Below are 11536 nucleotides of genomic sequence, written 5' to 3' on the forward strand. Positions count from 1 at the left end.
TGGCTGACCTACGGCAGCGGCCACCTGCTGGCGATCAGGCTCGATGACGCCGAGCTGCTCAGCTACCAGCGCGACGCCCTGCACCGGGAAATCGGCCGCGTGCAAGGCAACGGCCTGCAGCAACGCCAGCAATGGACGGCCAACGGCTACCTGCACACGCAAAGCCTCACCCGGCCCGGCAGCAACGACTACCTGCGCAAGCGCCAGCACCACTACGACCCCGCCGGCCAACTGACCACCATCGACGACAGCAACCGCGGCACGCTCAGCTACCGCTACGACCCGCTCAACCGCCTGCTCGGCGCACACAGCCGGCTAGGCGCGGAAACCTTCGCCTTCGACCCCGCCAGCAACCTGCTCGACCCCCACGAAGCGCCCCAGGCCAACGGCCTCAAACGCAGCCGGCAGATGGACAACCAGCTGCACCAGTACCTGGGCAACCACTACCGCTACGACCCCCGCGGCAACCTCAGCGAGCGCTGGCTGGACGGCCAGCACGGCCGCTTCACCTGGGACCTGTACGACCGCCTGGTGGGCTACGAAGACGCCCGGCTCAAGGTCAACTACGGCTACGACGCCCTCGGCCGGCGCCTCTACAAGCAATCGGCTGCCAAGTACCAAGACCGCGCGCAGGCAGGCCCGCTGTGGAACCGCAAGCAACGCCTGGACCTCGATGAGCGCTACGGCTGCAAGAGCAGCATCTATGGCTGGGACGGCGACAACCTGGCGTTTGAAAGCACTTACCACCCGCGCGCCGAACGCACCACCCACTACCTCTACGAGCCAGGCACCTTCGTGCCGCTGGTGCAGGCCTCGTACGAGCAACAAATCGCCCTGCTGCCCGAGCCGAGCTATGACGGGCCGTATGACATCGATCAGGATCCGGTCTGGCAATACCAGCCACAGGCACCGGCCTTCAAAGCGCTGGATTGGTACCAATGCGACCACCTAGGAACCCCGCTGGAGCTGACCGATCAGCACGGCGAAATGGTCTGGCGGGCGGACTACCACGCCTGGGGGCAGGCCCAGGTGAGGCTCAGCGAGGCGGCGCAGCGCAGGAAACTCGACACTGCGCTACGGTTTCAGGGGCAGTACCTGGATGTGGAAACCGGGCTGCATTACAACCGGTACCGGTACTATGATCCGCAGGTGGGGCGGTTTGTTTCGGCGGATCCGATTGGGTATGCCGGGGGGCTGAATCTTTATCAATATGCGCCGAATGCAGTTGAGTGGGTTGATCCACTGGGCCTGGCTTCAAATAGAGACTTCAGACCGACCGCAAACCTCGACAGGAAATTATCCGCCCTGCAAAACGCCCAATCAACTTCGGAAAGAGAACGTATCTTACCGGACGGTAGAGTTAGGTACTATGAAAAAGAGAAACTTTCACGTACTCCAGGGCCAACGAGAGGAAGATCACACGCTACGGAATACAACCCGAGAACGGGACAAGTGAGGGCATGGGAGGAGACTTATGATCACTCAGGAAAAATAAATCGAGTCCACCCAAAAATGAATAACGGCAAACAACTGAATCTCCCTCATTACCCGCCAACTAAAGCAGATATTGACCAAGGATTAGCCACACCAAACGGCAGGGCAATTACATGCGGATGCCTAAAATAAATGAGCGAAGAAATAAACAAATCGAGAATCGCGAAAGAAATCCTAGAGCACTTACATGCTCATACTTACATCCCCGACCAAATGGCGCTATTTGTATATCTAATATGGCTGGATGAGAAAATATACTTTTACGAAGATGAAAAATTCTGTGAAATCATCAAAGACCTACGAAGCATGGATGCTGGAGATGAATTCACCTATACAAAAGAAGAGATCATAGAAATGCTCACCCCCTACATCACACCCATTGGATAAGAACTGGAAACCCACCATTAAACCCCTGAAAATAATCGAATACAGGATGACTTCTAAAATTTATCCTTAATACGTGGAAAGAGCTTAATCCTATCCTGACACCAAAGTAGCGCTCTTTAATAATTTAGCTCAACCGCGTGCAAGGCAACGGCCTGCAGCGACGCCAGCAATGGACGGCCAACGGCTACCTGCACACGCAAAGCCTCGCCCAGCCGGCAGCAACGACTACCTGCGCGCCGAACGCACCACCCACTACCTCTACGAGCGAGACACATTCGTGCCGCTGGTGCAGGCCTCGTACGAGCAACAAATCGCCCTGCTGCCCGAGCACAGTTATGACGGGGCGTATGACATCGATCAGGATCGGGTCTGGCAATACCAGCCCCAGGCACCGGCCTTCAAAGCGCTGGACTGGTACCAATGCGACCACCTCGGAACCCCGCTGGAGCTAACCGATCAGCACGGCGAGATAGTCTGGCGGGCGGACTACCACGCCTGGGGGCAGGCCCAGGTGAGACTGAGCGAGGCGGCGCAGCGCAGGAAACTCGACACTGCGCTACGGTTTCAGGGGCAGTACCTGGATGTGGAAACCGGGCTGCATTACAACCGGTACCGGTACTATGATCCGCAGGTGGGGCGGTTTGTTTCGGCGGATCCAATTGGGTATGCCGGGGGGTTGAATCTTTATCAATATGCGCCGAATCCAGTTGAGTGGGTTGATCGTCTAGGACTATCAAGAGAAAAATGCAGCTGTAGCATATTCCCTGATGGAAGTATCGGTGAACTGAGAGCAAACGGAAAAAAAGACGCTCACCATATTATCCAAGATGCCGCAGTTAGAGAGCTACCAGGCTATAACACTAATCACGCTCCTGGAGCCCAGCTGGATGGCCCTTCCAATAAGGTAGGAACGTCACATTACTCTGCGACCCAAGTACAGCGACAAGCAGGAGGTGGCACGTATGGTGCTGAAAGACGAATAGGTTATAAGGCATTAAGAGCCGCAGGACTCTCGCCTCAGGATGCGCGCGCTGAGATTTTACGTGCAGATGGCTATTTTGAGGAAATCGGGGTAAGCAAGTCCACAGTCACACGGGCAGTTGGAAATAGACGAGGAGTCAAATAATGGAATCTCACAAGATCCTAGATATGGTTTGCAAAGTAGTCTCCTTACTCAGCTCTGAAGAGTATGACGAACTCGAAAAACTCACCTCTGGAACAAGATTATCATCCCAAGAACTAAAACAAGCCATCTTGGAATACGGCGAAAAGATATGCCCACTACCGCCCGAAGCATTGAGAGAAGTAATTATTATTAACATTTGCGGATCAAACCACAAATCATGGTCAGTCACATGTCCTCTATGGACCGATAGCAAAGAACGTTCAGATTTAACCATTGAAATGACCATCAAAGAAAATTATCCAGAGGATATTACAGTTGAGATTGATAACATCCATGCACTCTGAGCACCCGAGCAATCTTATAATGAAATCATGATTTAAAAAACCAACCCAAGTCGCTGACAGAGAGAATTAAAATGCCCGTAGCCCCGCTCAGCGAGATACTCAGCACCTACCTAGATGGAGCCTCACTGGACAACCCTGGCATCATAGACCTACCGAGCTTCTCCACGGCAGCACTGAACGAATCCAACTATTTATTAGTGGGATCAAAAGATGACCTTCATTTTTACGAAAAAGAGCTAAAAACCGACTACAAAAATAAAACAATAAGCATCCAAAATAAAATTTACTACCACCTAGACAAACTAATGTTTATTGGACTGCAAATCGAACCAGCAATACGAGTTACCACTCTAATCAAAAAACACAACAAGAACATCAGGGGCAACGGCACAATCAAAAATATAGAACTTTACCTCACTCACGACCTCAAAGATGGAGCGATCATATTTAATCACAACACCCTATGCAGATTCAGCCAGTGGACCAGCAAAGGCGCATACCTTGCAACGACAATAGAAAGCATTACAAACACACAAGATGAGCTTAAAAACATCTCGCTCAATCAAATTAAAAAAACAATGAACCCCTCCAGCGCCACCATTCACACAAGTTCTTCACCACTCCGTCGCACGCCCGCACTCCATCGACTGACAAGTACAATTACGAGCATCGATGCAACCAAAATATAGAACACCAAAAGTTTGAAGGCGACATAAATAACTCACAATGCCCATAAAGAAAATAAACGTAGAAGAATTCAAGCTCATATTGATCAGGTTCTCGGAAATCCAAGAAGCCTTAGTTGCTGCATTTCTAGAGCTGTCAAAAACCAAAGGTCAGTGGCCCACCAAGGGAACCATTCTCCTTAACAACGAACGATGGGCATACAGGAAACATGGAGCAGGGGTTTGTTTCACAAGTAAAAATACAGGCGAAGAAATTGACGCACATTCTGGAATAGAACAAAAGCCATACAAAAAAGACTCATGGCGCCTTGAAATCTACTTTGCATCACTTGACAGGAAAATCGTCTCCTTCAACCAGAGAACTTATGATTCCCACATCGACTGCGACATCAAATGCCTGATGTCAAAACTGGCAAACCAAAATGAATTAAAAGCCATTGGTTACACTTCAGAATAACCGACGCGCTTGCCTATCACTGGTCACACTACTAGCACTTCGGCCAACCCAATCTTAACCGAATCACACTGAATAGATCGAAAAATAAATTTCAACAACAGCTCCTCTAGCACTCTTACATTGAGCTACCACACCAACAATTAAAATCAAAGAAAAGCCACGAATACCCTCAACTCAAAAAAAGACAAAAAAACTGTCAAACGTTTCCGCGTCAGAACCGAGTAAGCCGTGATCAAGATATATTCATCTAGAACAGTGGCAGAAGAGCCCGCCAGCGATTTTGATATGGGTGATATTGAGCTAATCATAGACAGCTTTATTTTCAACTCAAGCGCCAGTCCGCGGCATCAATGCATGATATACATTTCTCTTATAGAGCTGATCGACAAACTGACCGACACGAAAGCAAAACGATTCGAATTTGTAGCCGTAGACTCATCGTTCTCCATAAAATTTAAAAATATAAAATCGACAGTCGAAATCATCCACAACCACCAGATCACGCCCGCCATCGACCGAGTAGAGCTCCTCAAAGCGGTAGACGAAGGCTTGAACGAATTTCTTTCAACGGAAAAGAACTGTCTCCCAACACACAGCCGCATTGCAGCAGATCTTTGCAACGCAATAAACAATTTGAAAACAACCCTCCTAAAATTCGAAAACAATCCACCTTAGCGACATGCAAGCGGCCTACCCAGATCAGAGCTTCAGAATCAGCTGAGCAGCAAAGGACGTAGATGAGCCAATTAGATTAGGCTGCAGAATTGAACGCCCACTGATACTCAAGCGCAAATCAAACATTCTATGAACAAGACTATTGCAAATGAAATTCACCCCTTACAAGAGAGACCTACTCCACAGAGCAAGCCAGGGCAAAATCATAGTTAATCACCTTGAGAAAAAACTGGAAAAACTATTAATACCCACTCAGGCCCACAAAAATCTCATAGACCTTGCCAAAACCGATAAAATTATTGGAATTCTTAACGAAATGAAGGTCATCGAATGCACCGAGAGAAAATTCACATGCATAAATGAGTGCTTTTCATTCGTAGCATCCGAAGTCTCGGGGCGTAACTGCTACATACTAATTGATGATGACTGGAAATATTGTGGAGCTTTGCATATAGACCCCGAAGTGCGACTAAATACCGAATTCAATTTCGATGAAAACAACAGTGATGAAATAAGATTTATTTTCTGCGACTTAACAACCCAGATAACCATTGACTATTTTCAAGACACAACAAACCCACCATATGAATGTACGCTAAAAAGATACACACCCATATACAGCACCTATCTTATAACCTGAGGAAAATCGATAACTTAAAGTAAATCACACAGCCATAGCCAACGGAACGAGAAAATATTACCTACCCCACCACTGAGCGGTGTCCGCCTGAGCAAGGAAAGCTACAGCAAGAAAATCCGTTCGTTTCACCCGAGATCCGTATGAGTGCAAGGTGGCTTTATGGAACTTTACTCATCGCTCAAAAGCACTTATAACAACTCAAACAACGCCCATGACGACCGCTGAAAAACCTTTCGAAACAACCAAAGACATATTTGTCGACAATGAAACCTTTACAATCAGGAAAAATCCAAAAAACTCCAAAGCCATACTATCCGCCGCACTGATTGCTTATGATTCAGACACGCTCCAAAACACCCAAGCAAAAGCTATAGAAGAGCTTTACAACCAGATACTCAAAAATGTACCGAATTACACCCCCTGGCTTTTAGTCAGCAATGGCGCCATGGTGCAAACAAATCGAATTGTAGAATATTACGGTCTTTGGCGCGCCTTTGAAAAAAACGGAATAGTTTTACCTAAGGGACAACGAACCCAAGAATACGCATTACGCGATGCCAAAGAGGTTCAATATTTTGGTGCCATCCTTCTAGACAACCCTGAATTTTTACAGATTGCAAAATTAACCGCCCCAGACTCTTCCGCTCACCTCATACTGACCAGCAACGCGCGCTCAATTCTTGGACTATTGCAGAAAGGGTGGCACTACGATTCAAAAAAACACCCCACCGACTTACTGCATCATCTTAGCCTAACCTCTAACTGCCTAATCCACCCTATTGGTGAATTCGACGACATTGAGGGTGGAGCAGTAGCAATAGCCTCTCCACAGATTATCAGCAAATGTTTCAGAGACACAGCACATAGGTCTGACTGAGAAAACCTGGACACTCTCACTCCTACTTTATGACTAGAACAGCACCTACACAACCTAGCCTTTTATAACCGCAACCAAAACTGCAGCACTATAAAACGAGATAGGTGAGTTGCATCAGCAGAACTCACTCACCACATAGACAGGTTAACTATTTATACATATACATAAAAACGCAAAGCACTTCGAACACCTGTACCTATTCAAACTGATGGAATATCAAAATGAACCTGATACGACTCTACGAAAAAATAATTGCCAAAGAGGCTTACAGAGACCTCGAAGTATTTTTTTGCGAAATCGATAGTTTTGAAGAGATTCCTTTAATATCGAGAGACAGCAGGCTTGCAAAGCTGCAAAAAATGCTCAAACAGGACGACGCATCTGAATTCTTACTAGGGCTTGCCTATTTTCTCCTCAATACAATTCGCTTGATTGGCCGCTCTAAGAACATCAAATACGGACTGCTTGCAATCACATACGTAGATTTTGATGAGCGTGAATACGGCCCTACACTCAGACCCCACTTATTTTTCTACCCTGACGAACCAGGCCAGAAGCTCTATGACACCCTGCTAAAAAAACAGCCACCAAATGATTCAACAGAAATGTTACACATTAAAAGCACGTTTAAATCTTGCAATCTTTTAGAGCAATTTATTTTTATTGAAAGCCGATGGTTTGACGAGGCGTGCAAGGAAGAACTGATCCGAATATTTGCCATACCAAAACAATCTTAAACACCTGACGGTGCGGCCCAGACTATCACCCCGCAATGACTCATGAATCCACTCAGAGAAAGTCGAAGTGAATGATTCTATATGCACTAGAGGGAATATATCATGAGACGTAGATGCTCCCCTGCCCCTAATCGATGGAGTTCGCCATAACCGAGTGAACCTTTAAATTACAACAGGATGGGCATTAGCTGACAAATACATGATAAAAGACTATTTACCGCTTACTCACCTACTGCGCAGGCATGCAGACTTTATTGGAAACGTAAGCACGGGACCGGTAAATCCATAAATACGAACAACATTCGATATCGAGAGGCGAATAGATGATTAATAATGCTGACGAATTTAAAAAATATGTGGAAAGCGACGACAATGAACAGTTTTCAAAGTCAAGAGACTCCGCGCCAGATGAAGTATGGCTAGAAGTTATAAATAAATACCCAGAGCTATGCTCCCAAGTAGCATCAAACAACACAATCTCAGCATTAATCCTAGAGCAACTATCTTTAAATGAATCGGATGCGATTCGCTGGGATATCGCGATGAAACGGCGTATAAACAGGGCAACATTCGAGCGCCTAGCAAAAGACCCTGAGCCGAGTGTCAGGGAAAGAATCGCGTGCAACCCAAAGGTGCCAAGGGATATTTTAGAGGAGCTCTGCAAAGACCCCGACCCACTAGTTTGCAACGCAGCCAATGAGAAATTGAATTTAAAAAAATCTGAATTGTGACCTTGGCTCACCAAAGACTAGCCCAACCGATATACTGCATCACACTGCCAGTGCGACTCCAGCTGAGCGCCCCCCCTTGAATCTCCCCACTGCACAGCACAACCCGCCCAGCGCCTCTACGCCCGTTGATACAAATCAACATGAATTGTTACCGCCCCCCCTAGACTCCGGACACTGCTGCTCCTATACCGGGGACTACCCTCATGCTCGACGACCTGCGTTGGGATGCCGACCTGATCCGCCGCTACGACCTGGCCGGCCCTCGCTACACCTCTTACCCAACCGCGGTGCAACTGCACAGCGAGGTGGGCTCGTTCGACCTGCTCCACGCCCTGCGCGAGAGCCGGCGGGCGGTGCGGCCGTTGTCGCTGTACGTGCACGTGCCGTTCTGCGCCAACATCTGCTACTACTGCGCCTGCAACAAGGTGATCACCAAGGACCGTGCGCGAGCCCTGCCCTACCTGCAACGCCTGGAACAGGAGATCCAACTGATCGCCTGCCACCTGGACCCCAAGCAAAAGGTTGAGCAGCTGCACTTTGGCGGCGGTACGCCAACCTTCCTCAGTCACGTCGAGCTGCGCCAGCTGATGGCCAGCCTGCGCCAGCATTTCCACCTGCTCGACGACGATTCTGGCGACTACGGCATCGAGATCGACCCGCGTGAAGCCGACTGGTCGACCATGGGCCTGCTGCGCGAACTGGGCTTCAATCGGGTCAGCCTCGGTGTGCAGGACCTCGACCCGGTCGTGCAGCGTGCGGTCAATCGCCTGCAAAGCCTGGAGCAGACCCGCACGCTGATCGAGGCGGCGCGCACCTTGCAGTTCCGCTCGGTCAACCTCGACCTGATCTACGGCCTGCCCAAGCAGACCCCGGAAGGCTTTGCCCGCACCGTCGAAGAGGTGATCCGCCTGCAGCCAGATCGGCTGTCGGTGTTCAACTACGCGCACCTGCCTGAACGCTTCATGCCCCAGCGGCGCATCGACAGCAACGATTTGCCGGCCCCGGCAGCGAAGCTTGAGATGCTCCACGCCACCATCGAGCAACTGACTAACGCGGGTTATCGCTACATCGGCATGGACCACTTCGCCCTGCCGGACGACGAGTTGGCCATCGCCCAGGAAGAAGGCACCCTGCAACGCAACTTCCAGGGCTACACCACCCATGGTCACTGCGATCTGATCGGCCTGGGGGTTTCGGCGATCAGCCAGATCGGCGATTTGTACTGCCAGAACAGCAGCGACCTGAACACCTACAAAGAGACCCTGTCCAGCGCGCAACTGGCGACCCAGCGCGGGCTGCTGTGCAACCAGGACGATCGTATTCGGCGGGCGGTTATCCAGCAGTTGATCTGCCACTTCGAGCTGGAGTTCGAGCAGATCGAGCGCCAGTTCACGCTGGATTTTCGCGGCTATTTCAATGCGCTGTGGCCTGAGCTGCAGGCCATGCACCGCGACGGTTTGATCAGCCTGGACAGCAAGCGCATCAAGGTCCTGCCGGCTGGGCGGCTGCTGGTACGCTCGGTGTGCATGGTGTTCGATGCCTACCTGGGGCTGCACAATCGTCAGCGCTTTTCGCGGGTGATCTGACGTACAGCGAGACGATCAACCGCATGGACATCCTCGCGTGGCGAGCACACTATTGGCCAGTGACAGGCTGCGGCCAACCAGAATCGCAGCCCGGTCAGCGCGCACCAAAATAGCGCAAGCTGGCCTACAGCCTATGCCGTCGGTTATCCTTACGGCTTATGTGTGCTTTCCCACAAGGATCGAAGAAATGTCCGAGCCAGTTAAACTGCGCCCACACAACCAGGCCCACTGCAAGGATTGCAGCCTGGCCCCCCTGTGCCTGCCCCTGTCCCTTAACCTTGAAGACATGGATGCACTGGATGAAATCGTCAAGCGCGGCCGCCCGCTGAAGAAGGGTGAGTTCCTGTTCCGCCAGGGTGACAATTTCGGCTCGGTCTATGCGGTACGCTCCGGCGCCCTGAAGACGTTCAGCCTGAGCGACAGCGGCGAAGAGCAGATCACCGGCTTCCACCTGCCCAGCGAGCTGGTCGGCCTGTCCGGCATGGACACCGAAGCCTATCCGGTCTCGGCCCAGGCCCAGGAGACCACTTCGGTCTGCGAGATCCCCTTCGAGCGCCTCGATGAGCTGTCGGTGCAACTGCCGCAGTTGCGTCGCCAGCTGATGCGGGTGATGAGCCGGGAAATCCGCGACGACCAGCAAATGATGCTGCTGTTGTCGAAAAAAACCGCCGACGAGCGCATCGCCACCTTCCTGGTCAACCTGTCGGCGCGCTTCCGCGCTCGCGGTTATTCGGCCAACCAGTTCCGCCTGAGCATGTCGCGCAACGAGATCGGCAATTACCTGGGCCTGGCGGTAGAAACCGTGTCGCGGGTGTTCACCCGCTTCCAGCAAAACGGCCTGATCACTGCCGAGGGCAAGGAAGTGCATATCCTCGACCCGATCCAGCTGTGTGCATTGGCGGGCGGTGCAATCGAAGTCTGAAGCTGACGGTTCGGGGTATACTTGCAGCTTGGTTTTTCAGGATACCCCTTTCATGCACAGCGACACCTTCGACCTCAAAGCCCTGATCCGCCCGGTAGTGGACTTTCCCAAACCGGGGGTGATCTTCCGCGATATCACGCCGTTGTTCCAGTCGCCGCGCGGCTTGCGCTATGTGGCCGACCAGTTCATCGAGCGTTATGTCGAGGCCGAATTCAGCCATATCGGCGCCATGGATGCGCGCGGCTTTCTGATCGGCTCGATCATCGCCCACCAACTGAACAAGCCGCTGATCCTGTTCCGCAAGCAGGGCAAGCTGCCGGCTGACGTGCTCTCTGAGGGCTACCAGACCGAATATGGCGAGGCCTTCCTGGAAGTGCATGCCGACAGCCTGTGCGAAGGCGATTCGGTGCTGATCTTCGATGACTTGATCGCCACCGGCGGCACCTTGCTGGCAGCTGCCAATCTGGTGCGTCGCACGGGTGCTGAAGTGTTCGAGGCGGCGGCGATCATCGATCTGCCGGAGCTGGAAGGTTCGCGTCGGCTGCAGGCGGCGGGTGTGCCGACGTTCTGCCTGACTGAGTTTTCGCTGAGCGAATATTGAGTGCGTTCAGTTGATTGATGGGCCAGCCTGGCTGGCCTCATCGCGGGGCAAGCCCGCTCCCACGATAGCGCACAGTAGCGCTGCCAAGTTGGCGCTAGATACAGATTGGCGTGGAAGGCGGCGGTGTGCCGACGTTCTGCCTGACTGAGTTTTCGCTGAGCGAATATTGAGTGCGTTCAGTTGATTGATGGGCCAGTCTGGCTGGCCTCATCGCGGGGCAAGCCCGCTCCCACGATAGCGCACAGTAGCGCTGCCAAGTTGGCGCTAGATACA

14 protein-coding genes are annotated in these 11536 nt (G+C 51.4%); all 14 read left to right on the top strand.

The annotated features are described in order from the left end of the window. Positions 1-1626 (top strand): RHS repeat-associated core domain-containing protein (locus tag ACF8K2_RS25840; RefSeq protein WP_392468773.1); only part of this gene is annotated, 1626 nt, incomplete at its 5' end. Further along, positions 1627-1881: a hypothetical protein gene (locus tag ACF8K2_RS25845; protein WP_186556046.1), complete on the top strand. Its 255-nt coding sequence runs from the start codon at positions 1627-1629 to the stop codon at positions 1879-1881. It abuts the gene before it with no gap. Between the two features lie 169 nt (positions 1882-2050). Next, complete coding sequence (locus tag ACF8K2_RS25850; protein WP_392468777.1) at positions 2051-3007, top strand: RHS repeat-associated core domain-containing protein; 957 nt, start codon at positions 2051-2053, stop codon at positions 3005-3007. Beyond that, the gene (locus ACF8K2_RS25855) at positions 3007-3351 is read left to right on the top strand and encodes a hypothetical protein (RefSeq protein WP_392468780.1); all 345 of its coding nucleotides are present in this window, start codon (positions 3007-3009) and stop codon (positions 3349-3351) included. The genes ACF8K2_RS25850 and ACF8K2_RS25855 overlap by 1 nt, the downstream gene beginning before the upstream one ends. Before the next feature lie 71 nt (positions 3352-3422). Continuing rightward, on the top strand, positions 3423-4040 hold the full coding sequence (locus tag ACF8K2_RS25860) for a hypothetical protein (protein WP_392468782.1): 618 nt from the start codon (positions 3423-3425) through the stop codon (positions 4038-4040). Between the two features lie 37 nt (positions 4041-4077). Continuing rightward, the gene (locus ACF8K2_RS25865; RefSeq protein WP_186556042.1) at positions 4078-4494 is read left to right on the top strand and encodes a DUF6896 domain-containing protein; all 417 of its coding nucleotides are present in this window, start codon (positions 4078-4080) and stop codon (positions 4492-4494) included. Between the two features lie 228 nt (positions 4495-4722). Then, the gene (locus tag ACF8K2_RS25870) at positions 4723-5169 is read left to right on the top strand and encodes a hypothetical protein (protein ID WP_392468784.1); all 447 of its coding nucleotides are present in this window, start codon (positions 4723-4725) and stop codon (positions 5167-5169) included. 148 nt (positions 5170-5317) lie between these two features. Then, a complete protein-coding gene (locus tag ACF8K2_RS25875; RefSeq protein WP_186556040.1) occupies positions 5318-5809 on the top strand; it encodes a hypothetical protein in 492 nt (163 codons plus the stop codon). Positions 5810-5960: 151 nt separating this feature from the next. After that, on the top strand, positions 5961-6686 hold the full coding sequence (locus ACF8K2_RS25880; protein WP_392468787.1) for a hypothetical protein: 726 nt from the start codon (positions 5961-5963) through the stop codon (positions 6684-6686). A gap of 221 nt (positions 6687-6907) precedes the next feature. Further along, positions 6908-7423, top strand: coding sequence for an Imm15 family immunity protein (locus ACF8K2_RS25885; RefSeq protein ID WP_186556038.1), 516 nt, complete (start codon positions 6908-6910; stop codon positions 7421-7423). A 323-nt stretch (positions 7424-7746) separates the two neighbouring features. Continuing rightward, on the top strand, positions 7747-8154 hold the full coding sequence (locus tag ACF8K2_RS25890; RefSeq protein WP_392468790.1) for a hypothetical protein: 408 nt from the start codon (positions 7747-7749) through the stop codon (positions 8152-8154). A gap of 203 nt (positions 8155-8357) precedes the next feature. Then, positions 8358-9740 (top strand): oxygen-independent coproporphyrinogen III oxidase, encoded by a 1383-nt coding sequence (hemN, locus tag ACF8K2_RS25895; protein ID WP_392468792.1) that lies wholly within the window; start codon positions 8358-8360, stop codon positions 9738-9740. 187 nt (positions 9741-9927) lie between these two features. Then, the gene (gene fnrA / locus ACF8K2_RS25900) at positions 9928-10662 is read left to right on the top strand and encodes a Crp/Fnr family transcriptional regulator FnrA (protein WP_186556035.1); all 735 of its coding nucleotides are present in this window, start codon (positions 9928-9930) and stop codon (positions 10660-10662) included. Between the two features lie 52 nt (positions 10663-10714). After that, positions 10715-11263 (top strand): adenine phosphoribosyltransferase, encoded by a 549-nt coding sequence (locus tag ACF8K2_RS25905; RefSeq protein ID WP_186556034.1) that lies wholly within the window; start codon positions 10715-10717, stop codon positions 11261-11263. Positions 11264-11536: the final 273 nt, after the last annotated feature.

The organism is Pseudomonas sp. xss_2 (genome assembly GCF_043104195.1).
Lineage (GTDB): Bacteria > Pseudomonadota > Gammaproteobacteria > Pseudomonadales > Pseudomonadaceae > Aquipseudomonas > Aquipseudomonas urmiensis.